Genomic DNA, 17,759 nt, shown 5'->3' with positions numbered 1-17,759 from the left:
CGGGTGGCGGTCGCCGCCGGGCACACCACGTTCGTCGAGATCTCCCCGCACCCGGTGCTGACGATGCCGGTCACGGCCATTCTCGATGACGCCGGCGCGACCGGGCACACCCTGGGCAGCCTGCGCCGCGGCGACGACGACGCGACGCGGCTGCTGACGAACCTTGCCACCGCCCACACGATCGGCCTGCCGGTCGACCTGGGCACGGTCCTCGCCGTGACCGACGTCGTGGCGCTGCCCACGTACGCCTTCGACCACCAGCGGTACTGGGTCGAGCCGCCGCTGCACCGGGCGCAGGACGTCAGCTCCGCCGGCCTCCAGGACGCCGGACACCCGCTGCTCAGCGCCACGCTGACCTTCCCCGACAGCGAGCGGATGGTCTTCACCGGGCGGCTGTCGGTGCGTACCCACCCGTGGCTCGGCGAGCACCGGGTGATGGACAACATCCTGCTGCCCGGCACCGCCTTCGTCGAGCTGGCCACGTACGCCGGTGAGCAGGCCGGCTGCCCGACGGTGGAGGAGCTGACCCTGCTCGCCCCGCTCGTCCTGCCCGAACTCGGCGCGCTCCAGGTGCAGCTCATGGTCGGCGACCGGGACGACGACGGGCGGCGCACCGTCCAGCTCTACTCCCGGCCCTACCGGGACGGCTCCGACGAGATCCTGGCCGACGTCGCCTGGACCTGCCACGCCACCGGCCTGCTCGGTCCGCAGCCGGCCGACGCCGCGCCCGCCTTCGACCTGGGGGTGTGGCCGCCGCCCGGCGCGACGCGCGTCGAGGCCGACGACTTCTACTCCGGCATCGAGGCGACCGTCTTCGGGTACGGCCCGGCGTTCCGTGGCCTGCGCGCCGCGTGGACCCGCGACGACGAGGTCTTCGCCGAGGTCGAACTGCCCGCCGACCACCACGCCGAGGCCGGCCGCTTCGGGGTGCACCCGGCGCTGCTGGACGGCGCGTTGCAGGCCATGTCGATCGGCGGCTTCCTCGGCCGGATGGGCGACGGCGCCGACGCCACCGTGCCCCGCCTGCCGTTCGCCTGGACCGGGGTGTCCCTGCTCGCCGCCGGGGCCACCGCCCTGCGCGTACGCGTCGCCGCCGCCGGCGAGGTCGGCGTCTCCTTCCAGGTGGCCGACGCCACCGGCGCCCCGGTGCTGCACGTCGACTCGCTGATCATGCGCCGGGTCTCCGGCGACTCGCTCGGCGCGGCCCGCTCCGGCCGGCACGAGTCGCTGTTCCAGGTGGACTGGCCGGCGCTGCCGGTGCCCACCGGACCCGTGCCAGCGGCCACCCGCTGGGTGGCGCTCGGCGACGACCTGGCGCTCAGCGCCGCCTGCGAGGCGGCCGGCGCCCGGGTGCGTACCGACGTCGGCCTCGACTCGCTGGGCGACCTGCTCGCCGGGGGTGAGCCGGCGCCCGAGGCGGTGATCGTGCCGATCGGCGACGCGGGGGACCCGACGGACCCGGCGCTGGCCGGGCAGGCGCGGGCCACCACGCACCGTACCCTCGCCGCGTTGCGGACCTGGCTCGCCGACGACCGGTTCGCCGAGTCCCGGCTGGTGCTGGTCACCCGCGACGCGGTCGCGGCGGGCGAGCAGCAGGTGGTCAACCTGCGCCAGGCCCCGGTCTGGGGTCTGCTGCGCACCGCCCAGCTCGAACACCCGGGCCGATGCCAGCTCGTCGACCTCGACGACACCCCGGACAGCGCCACCGCGCTGGCCGCCGCGATCGCCTCCGGCGAGCCGCAGCTCGCCGTGCGGGCCGGGCAGGTGCGCACGCCACGGCTCGGGCGGGTCCCGGCCGGCGTGGAGCCGCTGCCCGGCGGGATCGACCCGGACGGCACCGTGCTGATCACCGGCGGCACGGGCGTGCTGGGCCGCATCCTGGCCCGCCACCTCGCCACCACCCACGGCGTGCGGCACCTGCTGCTGGCCGGGCGACGCGGCGCGGCGGCCGAGGGGATCGACGACCTCGTCACCGAACTCGCCGGCGCCGGTACGGAGGTGACCGTCGCGGCCTGCGACGCCGCCGACCCCGACGCCCTGTCGGCGCTGCTGGCCGGGGTGCCCGCCGCGCACCCGCTCACCGCCGTGGTGCACGCCGCCGGTGTCCTCGACGACGGCGTGCTGGAGTCGATGACGCCCGAACGGGTGGACGCGGTCGCCGTGCCGAAGATCGACGCGGCGTGGCACCTGCACCGCCTAACGGCCGACGCGAACCTCGCGGCCTTCGTCCTCTTCTCCTCGGCGGCGGCCACCCTGGGCAGCGCCGGCCAGTCCAACTACGCCGCGTCGAACGCCTTCCTCGACGCCCTCGCGGCGCACCGCCGGGCCCGCGGGCTCGCCGGCATCTCGCTCGCGTGGGGCCTCTGGGAGCAGGCCAGCGGCATGACCGGCCACCTCGGCGACGACGACGTGCGGCGGATGGCCGAGCAGGGTGCTGCCGGCCTCGCCACCGAGCAGGCGCTGAACCTCTTCGACGCCGCCTGGCGGCTCGACGCGGCGGCCGTCGTGCCGATGCGCCTGGACGTCGGGACGCTGCGCGGGCAGGCCGAGGCCGGCACCCTCGCGCCGATGCTCCGGGCCCTGGTCCGGGTGCCGCTGCGGCGCTCCGTCGACGCCACCGGCGCCCGCTCCGGCGGGGTGCAGCTCAGCCAGCGGCTCGCCGGCCTGGCCGGCCCGGAGCGGCTCAAGGTGGTGCTCGACGTGGTACGGGCGAACATCGCCGCCGTCCTCGGCCACGCCGGCGCCGACGCCGTCGACCCGAACCGGCTCTTCACCGACCTGGGCTTCGACTCGCTCACCGCCGTCGACCTGCGCAACCGGCTCAACGGCCTGTCCGGGCTGCGGCTGCCGGCGACGCTGGTCTTCGACTACCCGACGCCGACCGCGCTCGCCGAGAAGCTGACCAGCGAGATCGCCGCCGACGCGGCGCCCTCCACGCAGCCCCTCTTCCAGGGCATCGACACGGTGGAGAGCCTGCTCAACGCCATCCCGCTCGACCCGGCGGCCCGGGCCCGCTTCACCGCCCGGATGCAGGACCTGCTCGCCAAGGCGTCCGACCTGGCGGCCGGGCCCGCCGCCGAACCGGACCGGCCCGACCTCGACTCGGCCAGCGACGACGAGATCTTCGACTTCATCAGCAAAGAGTTTGGAATCTCCTGAGATGACCAACCTTCCAATCGAGGCAGGTGCCCCCCGATGAGCGATGACAAGCTGCGGTACTTCCTCAAGCGGGTCACCGCCGACCTGCACGAGACCAAGCGCAAGCTGCAGACCGTCGAGGCGCGCGACCAGGAACCCCTGGCCATCGTCTCGATGAGCTGCCGCTTCCCCGGTGGGGTCCGGTCGCCGGAAGCCCTGTGGGACCTCGTCGCCGACGGCCGGGACGCGCTCACCGAGTTCCCGGACGACCGGGGCTGGGACCTGGAAGCGCTCTACGACCCCGACCCCAACAAGCCGGGCAAGAGCTACACGCGCATCGGCGGGTTCCTCGACGGCGCCGGTGACTTCGACCCGTCCCTGTTCGGGATCTCGCCGCGTGAGGCCCTCGCCATGGACCCGCAGCAGCGGCTGCTGCTGGAGACGTCCTGGGAGGCCGTCGAGCGGGCCGGCATCGACCCGCTGTCGCTGCGCGGCAGCTCCACCGGTGTCTTCGTCGGGCTGAGCACCTCGAACTACGGCATGGGTCTGCCGAACGTGCCCGAGGGCGTCGACATGTACATCGGCACCGGCAACACCACAAGCGTCGCGTCCGGCCGGATCTCGTTCACCCTCGGCCTCAACGGCCCCGCCGTCACCGTCGACACCGCCTGCTCCTCCTCGCTGGTGGCCCTGCACCTCGCCGTGAACGCGCTGCGCCGCGGCGAGTGCGACCTGGCCATCGCCGGCGGCGTCACCGTGATGGTCACCCCCGGCGTGTTCGTCGTCTTCTCCCGGCAGCGCGGCATGTCCGTCGACGGCCGGTGCAGGGCCTTCGCGGCCGGCGCGGACGGCACCGGCTGGGGCGAGGGCGGCGGCGTGCTCGTCGTGGAGCGGCTGGCCGACGCCGAGCGCAACGGCCACCCGATCCTCGCCGTGATCCGGGGCAGCGCCCTCAACCAGGACGGCGCGTCCAACGGGCTCACCGCCCCGAACGGCCCCTCCCAGCAGCGGGTCATCCGCCAGGCCCTCGCCAACGCCCGGCTCGGCACCGCCGACGTCGACATGGTCGAGGCGCACGGCACCGGCACCACCCTCGGCGACCCCATCGAGGCGCAGGCGCTCATCGCCACGTACGGGCAGGACCGTCCCGCCGACCGGCCGCTGTGGCTGGGCTCGGTCAAGTCGAACATCGGCCACACCCAGAGCGCCGCCGGCGTCGCCGGGCTGGTCAAGATGGTGATGGCGCTGCGCAACGGCGTCATGCCGGAGACCCTGCACGTCGACGAGCCGTCCCCGCACGTGGACTGGACCGCCGGGGCGGTCTCCCTGCTCACCGAGTCCAAGCCGTGGCCGGAGCTGGACCGCCCCCGCCGCGGCGGCGTCTCCTCGTTCGGCGTGAGCGGCACCAACGCCCACGTGATCCTGGAGGAGTACCGGCCGCGCGTCGCCGAACCGGCGTCCGTGGACGGCGACGAGGCCGTCGAGGCCACCGCCGTCGAGCCCGCGCGTCGCCCCGGCCTGGTCGCCTCGGACGTGACCCTCTGGCCGGTGTCGGCCCGGTCGCGCTCCGCCCTCGCCGGGCAGGCCGCCCGGCTCGCGCGGCACGTGCGCGAGCACGGCGACCTCGCCCCGGCGGCCGTCGGCTGGTCGCTGGCCACCACCCGGTCGACGTTCGACCACCGCGCCGCCGTGGCGGGCCTCGGCACCGACGAGCTGCTCGCCGGGCTGGACGCCCTCGCCGCCGGCCACCCGGCCGGCAACCTTGTCACCGGTACGGTCACCAGCGCCGGCACCGGCCCCGTCTTCGTCTTCCCGGGCCAGGGCGCGCAGTCGGCGCGGATGGCCGCCGGCCTGGTGGGCCGGACGCCGGTGTTCGACGCGAAGCTGGCCGAGTGCCAGCGGGCCCTCGCCCCGTACCTGGACGTGGACCTCGTGTCGGTGCTCACCGGCGACGACGAGTCGTGGCTGGAGCGGGTCGAGGTCGTGCAGCCCGTGCTGTGGGCCGTCGGCATCGCCCTCGCGGCCGTGTGGCGCGCGGCGGGCGTCGTCCCGGACGCGGTCGTCGGCCACTCGCAGGGCGAGATCGGCGCGGCCTGTGTCGCCGGCATCCTCAGCATCGAGGACGCGGCGAAGGCCGTCGCGTTGCGCTCGCGGGCGCTGACCGTGCTGCGCGGCACCGGCACGATGGCGTCGGTGGACCTGTCGGCCGACGCGGTCGCCGAGCGGCTGCCGGCGTTCCCGGGCGTCGGTGTCGCGGCGGTCAACGGCCCCTCCACCGTCGTGGTCTCCGGCCCGCCGCAGCCCGTCGCCGACCTCGTGGCGGCGTGCCAGGCCGAGGGCCTGCGCGCCCGGCTCATCCCCGTGGACTACGCCTCCCACTCCGAGGCCGTGCAGCAGGTCGCCGAGCAGCTCTGCGCGGACCTGGCCGACGTCACCCCGCAGGCCGGCCACACCCGCCTGGTCTCCACGCTCACCGGGGACTGGGTCGACCCGACCTCGATGACCGCGGACTACTGGTACGACAACCTGCGCCGCACCGTGCGGTTCGACGCCGCCGTCCGGACGGCGATCGCCGCCGGGCACACCACGTTCGTGGAGATCAGCCCGCACCCGGTGCTGACGATGCCGGTGACGGCGATCCTCGACGACACCGGCGTCACCGGGCACACCCTGGGCAGCCTGCGCCGCGGCGACGACGACGCGACCCGGCTGCTGACCAACCTCGCCACCGCGTACGCCATCGGCCTGCCCGTCGACCTGACGAACGTCCTCGCCGAGACCGAGGTGGCGCCGCTGCCCACGTACGCCTTCGACCACCAGCGGTTCTGGCTGGACGGCAGCGGCGGCCCCGACCTGCAGAGCCTGCTCCAGGGCGCGGCCGGCGGCGACCCCAGCGACACGAGCTTCTGGGCGGCTGTGGAACGCGGGGACGTCACCGCCCTCGCCGAGACCATCGCCACCGAGGACACCCCGGCACACGAGGTCCTCGACGCGCTGCTGCCGGCCCTGCCGCTGCTCACCTCCTGGCGCCGGCAGCGGCGCCGCCAGTCCGACATCGACAGCTGGCGCTACCAGGACACCTGGAAGCCGCTGACCGGCGTCGCCAACCGGGGCATGAGCGGCACCTGGGTCGTCGTGCTCCCCACCGGCGACATCATCGAGCCCTGGCAGGACGCCTGCGTCGAGGCGTTCACGGCGGCCGGCGCGACGCTCGTCCCGGTGCCCGTCTCCACCCCCGACGTCGACCGCGACCAGTTCGGCAAGCTGCTTCAGGAGGCGCTCGCCGCCGCGCCGGGTGGCGACGACGCCGCCGCCGAGGTGACCGGCGTGGTCTCGCTGCTCGCGTTCGACGAGCTGGCCCACCCGCTGCACCCGTCGGTGCCCGGCGGCTTCGCCGCCACCGTCGCGCTCTTCCAGGCCCTCGGCGACCTCGGCCTGCGCGCCCCGATGTGGAGCGTCACCTCCGGCGCCGCGTCGGTCGGCATGGCCGACCTGCTGCGCTCCCCGGTGCAGTCGCTGGTCTGGGGCTTCGGCCGGGTCGCCGCGCTGGAGCACCCGCAGCGCTGGGGCGGTCTCGTGGACCTGCCGGAGGCCGTCGACGAGCGCTGCGCCGACCTGCTGGTCGCGGCCCTCACCGCCGCCGGCGAGGAGGACCAGATCGCGGTACGCCCCGGCGGCCTGCTCGCCCGCCGGCTCACCCGGGTCCCGCTCGGCGAGAGCCAGCCCGCGAACCCGTGGCAGCCGTACGGCACGGCGCTGGTCACCGGCGGCACCGGCGCGCTCGGTGGGCACGCCGCCCGCTGGCTGGCCCGCAGCGGTGTGGAGAACATCGTGGTCGTCAGCCGGCGGGGCATGGCCGCGCCGGGCGCGCAGCAGCTCGTCGACGACCTCACCGAGCTGGGCGCCCAGGCGACCGTCGTCGAGTGCGACGCCTCCGACCGGGACGCCCTGGCCGACCTGATCGACGCGATCCCCGCCGAGTACCCGCTCACCACGGTCGTGCACGCCTCCGCCGTGCTCGACGACGCCATGATCAACGACATCCGGCCGGAGCAGATCGAGCGGGTGCTCCAGGCCAAGGTCGACGTCGCGTACAACCTGCACGAGCTGACCCTCGACCACGAGCTGTCGGCGTTCATCATGTTCTCGTCCTTCGCCGGCAGCGTGGCCAGCTCCGGCGTCGGCAACTACGCCCCGAGCAACGCGTTCCTCGACGCGCTCGCCCAGCACCGGCGTGGCCTCGGCCTGACCGCCACCTCCATCGCCTGGGGGGCGTGGGCCGGTGGCGGCATGGCCGACGGGCCGCTCGGCGAGCTGCTGCACCGCCACGGCGTGCCCGAGATGACCCCCGAGGCGGCCATCGCCGCGCTGCACCAGGCCGTGGACCACGGCGAGGCGTTCCTGACCATCGCCGACATCGCCTGGGAACGGTTCTCCGTCGCCTTCACCGCCACCCGGCCCGGCCCGCTGATCAGCGACCTGCCGGACGTGCGGCGCCTCGTCACGGCCGAGCAGGTGGCCAGCGTGGAGGCCGGCGACGGCCCGGAGACGTTGCAGGACCGGCTCGCCGGCCTGCCCGCCGCCGAGCGGCTCGCCGTGCTGCTCGGCCTGGTCCGCAGCCAGGTCGCCGCCGTGCTCAACTACCCGTCCGCCGAGTCGGTGGACGAGCACCGGGCGTTCCGGGAGCTGGGCTTCGACTCCGTCACCGCCGTCGAGCTGCGCAACCGACTCGGCTCGGCCACCGGCGTGGCCCTGCCGGTCACCCTGGTCTTCGACTACCCGACCCCGACGACCCTGGCGGAGTACCTCTTCGCCGAGGTCGCCCACGACGACGTGGTCACCCCGACCGCCCTCCTCGACGATCTGGACCGGATCGCCGACAGCCTCGACGTGGTGGCGCGGGACGAGGCGGCCCGGGTGCGGGCCACCGTACGCCTGCAGGCGATGCTGTCCCGGCTCGCCCAGGACAGCGGTGGCGCCGACATCGGCCGGCACCTCGACGACGCCACCGACGACGAGTTGTTCGCGATGGTCGACAAGGACCTCGGCATCTCCTGACCTTCCAGCTCCAGCTCTCTCCCGTCCCTTTCGAGGAAGCGGCACTCCGATGGCCAACGAAGACAAGCTCCGCGACTACCTCAAGCGGGTCATGGCTGATCTCCACGACACCCGCCGCCGGCTCAGTGAGGCACAGTCCCAGGAACTGGAGCCGGTGGCGATCGTGGCGATGAGCTGCCGGTTGCCGGGCGGGGTGCGCAACCCCGACGACCTGTGGGAGCTGTTGCGGGACGGCCGGGACGCGGTCACGCCCTTCCCCGACGACCGGGGCTGGGACCTGGAGCGCCTCTACCACCCCGACCCCGACCACCCGGGCACCTCGTACGCCCGGGAGGGCGGGTTCGTCGACGGGGCCGGGGACTTCGACTCCGCCTTCTTCGGCATCTCGCCCCGCGAGGCGCTGACCATGGACCCCCAGCAGCGGTTGCTGCTGGAGACGTCCTGGGAGGCGGTCGAGGCAGCCGGGATCGACCCGGCCTCGCTGCGCGGCAGCCGGACCGGGGTGTTCGTCGGCACCAACGGACAGGACTACGGCACCCTGCTGATGATGTCGCCCGACGGCGACGAGGGGCACTCGATGACCGGGGGCGCGGCGGCCGTCGCGTCGGGCCGGGTGTCGTACACCCTCGGGCTCGAAGGGCCGGCCGTCTCCATCGACACGGCCTGCTCGTCGTCGCTGGTGGCACTGCACCTCGCGGTGCAGGCGCTGCGGGCGGGGGAGTGCGACCTGGCGCTGGCCGGTGGGGTGACCGTGATGGCCACCCCGGGCCTCTACATCGGATCCAGCCGGCAGCGCGCCCTCTCCACCGACGGGCGGTGCAGGTCGTTCGCCGCCAGCGCCGACGGCGCCGGGTTCTCCGAGGGCGTCGGCTGGCTGCTGGTCGAGCGGCTGTCGGACGCCCGCCGCAACGGCCACCACGTCCTCGCGGTGGTCCGCGGCACGGCCGTCAACCAGGACGGCGCGTCGAACGGGCTGACCGCCCCGAACGGGCCGGCGCAGCAGCGGGTGATCAGCCAGGCCCTCGCCTCCGCCCGGCTCTCCACCGCCGACGTCGACGTCGTGGAGGCGCACGGCACCGGCACCAAGCTGGGCGACCCGATCGAGGCGCAGGCGCTCATCGCCACGTACGGGCAGGACCGGGGGGAGGCCCCGCCGCTGCTGCTCGGCTCGGTGAAGTCGAACATCGGCCACGCCCAGGCCGCCGCCGGCGTGGCCGGGGTGATCAAGCTGGTGCTCGCCATCCGGCACGGCGTCGTCCCGGCGACGCTGCACGTCGACGCCCCGTCCCCGCACATCGACTGGACGGCCGGCGCGGTGGAACTGGCCACCGAGGCCCGGCCGTGGCCCGAGACGGGGCGGGCGCGGCGGGGCGCCGTCTCCTCGTTCGGCATCTCCGGCACCAACGCGCACGTGATCATCGAGCAGCCGGACGAGTCGGCCGAGGAGCACCGCTCCGACTCCGCCCCCGGGCTGGTCGCGGCCGACGCGCTCCTCTGGCCGGTGTCGGCCCGGTCGAAGGCCGCCCTGGCCGGGCAGGCCGCCCGGCTCGCGTCGCACCTGCGACAGCGCGACGGGCTGGAGCCGGCCGCCGTGGGCTGGTCCCTGGCGGCCACCCGCTCGACGTTCGACCACCGCGCCGCCGTGGTCGGCTCGACCGCCGACGAGCTGCTGGCGGGGCTGGACGCGGTCGCGGCCGGCCTGCCCGCCGGGAACGTGGTCAACGGTGTGGCGTCGGGCCCCGGCGCGGGCCCCGTCTTCGTCTTCCCCGGTCAGGGCGCGCAGTCGGCGCGGATGGCCGCCGGTCTGGTCGGCCGGACGCCGGTGTTCGACGCGAAGCTGGCCGAGTGCCAGCGGGCCCTCGACCCGTACCTCGCCGTCGACGTGGTGTCGGTGCTGACCGGCGACGACGAGTCGTGGCTGGAGCGGGTCGAGGTCGTGCAGCCTGTGCTGTGGGCCGTGGGAATGGCCCTCGCCGCGGTGTGGCAGCACGCGGGGGTGACCCCGGCCGCGGTCATCGGTCACTCGCAGGGCGAGATCGGCGCGGCGTGCGTGGCCGGCATCCTCAGCCTGGAGGACGCCGCGAAGGCGGTGGCGCTGCGCTCCCGCGCCCTGACCGTGCTGCGCGGCACCGGGACGATGGCGTCGATCGACCTGTCGGCCGACGCGGTCGCCGAGCGACTGCCGGCCTTCCCCGGCGTCGGGGTGGCGGCGGTCAACGGCCCGTCCACCGTCGTGGTCTCCGGCCCGCCGCAGCACGTCGCCGACCTGGTGCAGGCGTGCCAGGCCCAGGGGGTCCGGGCCCGGTTGATCCCCGTGGACTACGCGTCGCACTCGCCCGCCGTGCAGGAGGTCGCCGAGCAGCTGCGCGCCGACCTGGCCGACGTGACGCCGCAGGTCGGCCACACCCGCCTGGTCTCCACGCTCACCGGGGACTGGGCCGACCCGATCTCCATGGGCGCGGACTACTGGTACGACAACCTGCGTCGGACGGTGCTCTTCGACACTGCGGTGCGGGTGGCCGTCGCCGCCGGGCACACCACGTTCGTGGAGATCAGCCCGCACCCCGTGCTGACGATGCCGGTCACGGCGATCCTCGACGACACCGGCGTCACCGGTAACACCCTGGGCAGCCTGCGTCGCGACGACGACGACGCGACCCGGCTGCTGACCAACCTCGCCGCGGCGCACGCCATCGGCCTGCCCGTCGACCTGACGAAGGTCCTGCCCGCCGCGCCCACCGTCGACCTGCCCACGTACGCCTTCGACCACCACCGGTACTGGCCCGCCCCGCCGGCCTTCCTCGCCGCGCCCGACGGCGAGCCGGACCTCGACCGGTGGCGCTACCGGGTCACCTGGCAGGCCGTGCCCGACCTGCCGCTGACCTGGCTCGCCGGCACCTGGCTCGTCCCGGTGCCCGCGGCGCTGGCCGGGGACCCCCTGGTCGCCGACGTGCTGTCGGCGCTCGGCAACTTCGGCGCGGACGTCGTACCCGTGGAACTGGACGCCACCGACGACCCGGCGGCGCTGGCCGAACCGCTGCGCGCCGCGCTCGCCGGCCCGGACGGACCCGCCGCCGTGCTCTCCCTGCTGGGCCTGGACGAGCGGGCGCACCCGGAGCACCCGGCGACCTCGCTGGCCGTCTCGGGCACCGCCCTGCTGGTGCAGGCGCTCGGGGCGCTCGGCGTCGAGGCGCCGCTGTGGTGCGCGACCCGGGGAGCCGTCGCGGTCAGCGCCGACGACCCGGCGCCGAGCCCCGTCGCCGCCGCCGTCTGGGGGCTCGGCCGCGCGGTCGCCCTCGAACACCCCGCCCGCTGGGGCGGCCTGCTCGACCTGCCGCACACCCTCGACGCGCAGGCCGGCGCCCTGCTCTGCGCGGCGCTCGGCGCCAACGGCGAGGACCAGTTCGGCGGTGGCGCCGACCAGTTCGGCGACGACGACGGCGCGGAGCAGTTCGGCGGCGACGAGGACCAGCTCGCCGTGCGCGGGTCCGGGGTCTTCGTCCGCCGGCTCACCCGGCTCACCGAACCCGAGCCGACCGCGTCCGGCGACGCCGTCGACGACACCTGGCGGATGCGCGGCACCGTGCTGATCACCGGCGGCACCGGCGGGCTGGGCGGGCACCTGGCCCGCTGGGCGGCCCGCACCGGCGCCGCGCACGTCCTGCTGGCCAGCCGGCGCGGCCCGGACGCCCCGGGCGCCGCCGAGCTGGAGGCGGAGCTGACCGACCTCGGCGTACGGGTCACCGTGGCCCGCTGCGACGTCGCCGACCGGGCGCAGGTGGCCGACCTGCTGGCCGCCGTACCCGCCGACGCCCCGGTGACCGCCGTGCTGCACACCGCCGCCGTCCTCGACGACGGGATCGTCGACACCGTCACCCCGCAGCGCCTGCACACCGTCGCCGCGCCCAAGTGCGCCGCTGCCGTCCACCTGGACGAGCTGACCCGGGACCTCGACCTGGACGCCTTCGTGCTCTTCTCCTCGGTCGCCGGCACCACCGGCAACGCCGGGCAGGGCGCGTACGGGGCGGCGAACGCGTTCCTCGACGCCCTCGCCGAGCGGCGCCGGGCCGAGGGCCTGCCCGCACTCTCGGTGGCCTGGGGCGCGTGGAGCGGGGCCGGCCTGCCCGCCGACCACGAACGCGCCCAGCAGCGACTGCGCCGGGGCGGCATGCTCGGCATGGACCCGGACCTGGCCGTCGAGGCCCTCGCCCGGGCGCTGCGGCGCGGCGAGGCCACGACCCTGATCGCCGACATCGACTGGGCCCGGTTCGCCCCCGCGTTCACCCTGGTCCGGCCCAGCCCGCTGATCGGCGACCTCGCCGAGGTGCGCGAGGCGACGCGGCCGGACCCGCAGGAGGCCGCTGAGGAGGCGACGGACGTACCGTCGGCCCTGGCGCGGCGGCTCGCCGGGCTCGCCGCGGCGGAGCGCGCCGCGACGCTGCTGGAGCTGGTCCGCCAGTGCGCGGCGACCGCGCTCGGCTACGGCGCGGCCGACGACATCCCGGCCACCCTGCCCTTCCGCGACCTCGGCCTGGACTCGCTGACCGCCGTGGACATGCGCAACTTCCTGGCCACCGCCACCGACCTGCGGCTGCCCGCGACGCTCGCCTTCGACTACCCGAACCCGACGGCGCTCGCCGCGCACCTCGACGAACTGCTCACCGGGGCCACCCCGGACGTGGCCACCCCCGCCCCGGCCGCGCCGGCCGACGACGACGAGCCGATCGCCATCGTGGCGATGAGCTGCCGCCTGCCCGGCGGGGCGGACACCCCGGAGCAGCTGTGGCAGCTCCTCGCCGGCGGCGGCGACGCGATCGGCGAGTTCCCCACCGACCGGGGCTGGGACCTCGACCGGCTCTTCGACTCCGACCCGGAGAAGGAGGGCACCAGCTACGCCCGCGAGGGCGGATTCGTCACCGGGGCCGCCGACTTCGACGCCGGCTTCTTCGGCATCAGCCCCCGCGAGGCCCTGGCCATGGACCCGCAGCAGCGGCTCCTGCTGGAGGCGTCCTGGGAGGCGATCGAGCGGGCGGGGATCGACCCGCACGCGCTGCGCGGCAGCCCCACCGGCGTCTTCGTCGGCACCAACTACCAGGACTACCGGAACCTGATGTTCAGCGCCGAGGGCGCCGAGGGGCACCTGATGACCGGCAACGCCGGCAGCGTGCTCTCCGGCCGGGTGTCGTACACCCTCGGGCTGGAGGGGCCCGCCGTCTCGGTCGACACCGCCTGCTCGTCGTCGCTGGTCGCGCTGCACTGGGCCTGCCAGGCGCTGCGCCGCTCGGAGTGCTCCCTTGCCCTCGTCGGCGGCGTCACCGTCATGTCCACCCCTGGGGTGTTCGTCGGCTTCAGCCGGCAGCGGGGGCTCGCCCCGGACAGCCGGGTCAAGGCGTTCGCCTCCGCCGCCGACGGCACCAGCTGGGGCGAGGGCCTCGGCCTGCTGCTCGTCGAGCGGCTCTCCGACGCCCGCCGCAACGGCCACCCCGTGCTCGCCGTGATCAAGGGCAGCGCCGTCAACCAGGACGGCGCCTCCAACGGCCTGACCGCTCCGAACGGGCCGTCGCAGCAGCGGGTGATCCGGCAGGCGCTCGCCAACGCCGGCCTCACCCCGGCCGACGTGGACGCCGTCGAGGCGCACGGCACCGGCACCAAGCTCGGCGACCCCATCGAGGCGCAGGCCCTGCTCGCCACGTACGGCCAGCGGCCCGCCGACCAGCCGCTCTGGCTCGGCTCGATCAAGTCCAACATCGGGCACACGCAGGCCGCCGCCGGCGTCGCCGGGATCATCAAGATGGTGCTGGCGCTGCGGCACGGCTACCTGCCGCAGACCCTGCACGTCGACGAGCCGACCGACCAGGTGGACTGGTCCGTCGGCGCGGTCGAGCTGCTCGGCGAGGGCCGCCCGTGGCCGGTCACCGACCACCCGCGCCGCGCGGCCGTCTCCTCGTTCGGCATCAGCGGCACCAACGCGCACACCATCCTGGAGCAGGCCCCGGAGCCAGCCGTCGTCGAGCCGCCGACGGGGGAGCCGGCCGGGCTGCCGGTGGTGCCGGTGCTGCTGTCGGGACGTACGGCGGTCGCGCTGGCCGCCCAGGCGGACCGCTGGGCCGAGCAGCTCACCGGGCTGGAGGCCCCCCGGACGGTCGACGTGGGCTGGTCGTCGGCGGTCTCCCGGGCCACCCTGGAGCACCGGGCCGTCGTGCTGGCCACCGACCGGATCGCGCTGGGCGCCGGGCTGCGCGCCCTCGGCGCCGGTGAGGACTCGCCGCTGGTGGTCACCGGCGTGGCCGCGTCCCGGCCGAAGGTGGCGTACCTGTTCTCCGGGCAGGGGGCGCAGCGGGCCGGGATGGGGCGCGAGCTGGCCGAGGCGTTCCCGGTCTTCGCCGCCGCGCTCGACGAGGCCTGCGGCGCACTCGACCCGCACCTGCCCCGCCCGCTGAAGCCGCTGCTCTTCGCCGAGCCGGACACCCCCGAGGCCGAGGCGCTGGACCGGACCGAGTTCACCCAGCCGGCGCTCTTCGCCGTGGAGGTGGCGCTGTTCCGGCTGTTCGAGGCGTGGGGGGTGCGCCCCGACGCGGTCGCCGGGCACTCCATCGGCGAGTTCGCCGCGGCCCACGCCGCCGGGGTGCTCTCCCTGGCCGACGCCGCCGAGCTGGTCGCCGCCCGGGGCCGGCTGATGCAGGCGCTGCCGGCCGGCGGGGCGATGCTCGCCATCGCCGCCACCGAGGCCGAGGTGACCGCCGGGCTCGGCGACCGCGCCGACCGGGTCTCCGTCGCCGCCGTCAACGGTCCCGCCGCCGTCGTGGTGTCCGGGGCCGGCGACGCCGTCGAGGAACTGGCCGCCGAGTGGACCGCGCGGGGCGTCCGGATCCGGCGGCTGACGGTCAGCCACGCGTTCCACAGCCCGCTGATGGAACCGGTGCTCGACGACCTCGCCGCCGTCGCCGGACGGCTGCGGTACCAGGACCCGACCATTCCGATGATCTCCACCGTCACCGGCGCGCCGGTCGACGCGGCGGAGATCGGCACGCCGGAGTACTGGGTGCGGCACGCCCGCGACGCCGTGCGCTTCGCCGACGCCGTCGCGGCGCTGCGGGAGCGCAACGTCACCGGCTACGTCGAGATCGGCCCGGACGGGGTGCTCACCGCCCTCGCCCAGGCCGTCCTGGCCGAGGACGCCCCGAGCGGCGGCCGGGCCCCGCTGGTCGTACCCGCCCTGCGCCGGGACCGCTCCGAGCCGACCACCCTGCTGCGGGCGGTCGCCGCGCTGCACACCCACGGCGTCTCCCCGGACTGGTTCGCCCTCTACGCGGGCACCGGCGCGCAGCGGGTCGACCTGCCCACCTACACGTTCGACCGGCAGCGCTACTGGCCGGAGCCGCCGCCGTGGGCCAGCCTGGCGGCCGAGGACGACCGCACCGACGTCGAGCGCCGCTTCTGGGCGGCCGTCGAGGCCGAGGACCTCGAGTCGCTGGCCCGCGACCTGGACGTGGACCGCGACCAGCCGTTCGGGACGGTGCTGCCCGCGCTCTCCGCGTGGCGGCGGCGCGGCCGGGAACGGTCCCTGGTCGACGGCAGCCGGTACCGGGTCGTCTGGGAGCCCATCGAGGAGACCCCGGAAGAGCAGGATCCCGGCCGCTGGCTGGTGCTGCTGCCCGCCGACCGGGCCGACGACCCCGACCTGAACTCCTGCACCTGGGCCCTGGGCACCGACGTGACCATCGTGCCCGTGGACACCGGCGCGGACCCCGACGAGTTGTGCGGCGGATTCGCCGACGTGCTCACCGAGGCACTCGGCGAGGACGGGGGGCCGCTGTCGATCCTCTCCTTCCTCGGCCTGGACGACGCCCCGCACGCCGAGCACCCGGCGCTGCCGCGTGGCCTCGCCGCGACCGTGCACCTGCTCCAGCAGCTCGTCGACCTCGACGCCCCGGCCCGGCTCTGGTCCGTCACCCAGGGTGCCGTCGGGGTCGGCGACGGCGACGTACCGGCCAACCCGCGGCAGGCGATGCTGTGGGGCCTGGGCCGGGTGGCCGCGCTGGAACAGCCCGTCCGCTGGGCCGGTCTGGTCGACCTGCCCACCGACCTCGAGCCCTGGACGGCGATGCGGCTCGGCGGCATCCTCACCGGCGGCGGCGTGGAGGACCAGCTCGCCGTCCGCGAGTCCGGGGTGCTGGTGCGGCGGCTCGTCCCGGCCGTCACCGACGGGGAGCCCGCGCCGTGGCAGCCCCGGGGCACGGTGCTGATCACCGGCGGCACCGGCGCGCTCGGCGGGCACGTGGCCCGCTGGGTGGCCGGCGCCGGCGCGGAACGGGTGGTGCTGACCAGCCGGCGCGGCACCGACACCCCCGGCGCCGCCGAGCTGCTCGCCGAGCTGACCGGCCTCGGGGTGGACTGCCGGGTCGCCCGCTGCGACGCCGCCGACCGGAACGCGGTGGCCGAGCTCCTGGCCGACCTCGGGCGGGAGGGCCCGCCGCTGCGCGCGGTGGTGCACGCCGCGGGGGTCAGCGAGGTGGTGCCGCTGGCCGACACCACCCTGGAGGACCTGGCGTACGTCATCGCCCCGAAGCTGTCCGGCGCCGAGCACCTCGACGAGCTGCTCGACGGCGTCGACCTGGACGCGTTCGTGCTCTTCTCGTCCATCTCGGCGGTGTGGGGCAGCGGCGGGCAGGGCGCGTACGCGGCCGGCAACGCCTACCTGGACGCGCTCGCCGAGCGGCGCCGGGGCCGGGGCCTGGCGGCCACCTCCGTCGCCTGGGGGCCGTGGACCGAGTCCGGCATGTACACCGAGGGCGCGGCGGAGCAGCTGCGCCGCCGCGGCCTGCGGGTGATGCCGCCGGGCGTGGCGATGGCCGGGCTGCGGCACGCCCTGGCCGTCGGCGACACCTGCGTCACCGTCGCCGACGTCGAGTGGGCCACCTTCGCGCCGCTGTTCACCTCGCTGCGGCCCAGCCCGCTGCTGGCCGACCTGCCGGCCGTACGCGAGCTGGCCGTCACCCCCGCCGACGCGCCGGACGCCTCCGCGCCCGTCGCCCGGGACCTGCTCGCCGAGTTGCGGGCGCTGCCCGGCGACGAGCGGCGGGCCGCGCTGCTGGAGATGGTGCGCGTCGACGCGGCGAAGGTGCTCGGCCACTCCTCCGGCGACGTGATCGAGACGGACCGGGGCTTCCTGGACCTCGGCTTCGACTCGCTCACCGCCGTGGAGCTGCGCAACCTGCTCACCGCGGCCACCGGGCACGACCTGCCCACCACGGTCGTCTTCGACTACCCGACGCCGGCCGGCCTGGCCGACCACCTGTACGAGGAGCTCTTCGCCGACGGCGACGGGGAGTTCGGCGACGACGGCGACGAGGAGTCGGTCCGCCGGGCCCTCGCCGCGATCCCGCTGGACGAGCTGCGGCGGACGGGTCTGCTCGACCAGCTGCTCCAGCTGGCCCGCACGAGCGCCGCTCCGCCGGCCGTGGCGCCCGCCGCCCCGGCCGCGCCCGAGGCGCAGATCCACGAACTCGACGTCGCGGGCCTGGTCCGGATGGCCCTGGAAGGCTCCGACTCGTGACCCGGCC

3 protein-coding genes are annotated in these 17,759 nt (G+C 75.8%); all 3 read left to right on the top strand.

Annotated elements, in window-relative coordinates:
• A partial coding sequence (locus tag ABZ573_RS28215) for an SDR family NAD(P)-dependent oxidoreductase (protein ID WP_358122052.1) occupies window positions 1-3,159 on the top strand: 3,159 nt, incomplete at its 5' end.
• Between the two features lie 36 nt (window positions 3,160-3,195).
• A complete protein-coding gene (locus ABZ573_RS28210) occupies window positions 3,196-8,196 on the top strand; it encodes a type I polyketide synthase (protein WP_358122050.1) in 5,001 nt (1,666 codons plus the stop codon).
• A 49-nt stretch (window positions 8,197-8,245) separates the two neighbouring features.
• Window positions 8,246-17,752 (top strand): type I polyketide synthase, encoded by a 9,507-nt coding sequence (locus tag ABZ573_RS28205; RefSeq protein ID WP_358122048.1) that lies wholly within the window; start codon window positions 8,246-8,248, stop codon window positions 17,750-17,752.
• Window positions 17,753-17,759 lie beyond the last annotated feature (7 nt).

Source organism: Micromonospora sp. NPDC007220, assembly GCF_040634035.1.
Taxonomy (GTDB): domain Bacteria; phylum Actinomycetota; class Actinomycetes; order Mycobacteriales; family Micromonosporaceae; genus Micromonospora; species Micromonospora reichwaldensis.
This window is presented reverse-complemented; position numbering and strand designations above follow the sequence as displayed.

Bases quoted from the DNA above. Each gene is read 5' to 3' on its own strand.
- ABZ573_RS28210 (WP_358122050.1), top strand. From the start codon at position 3,196: ATGAGCGATGACAAGCTGCGGTACTTCCTCAAGCGGGTCACCGCCGAC.
- ABZ573_RS28205 (WP_358122048.1), top strand. From the start codon at position 8,246: ATGGCCAACGAAGACAAGCTCCGCGACTACCTCAAGCGGGTCATGGCT.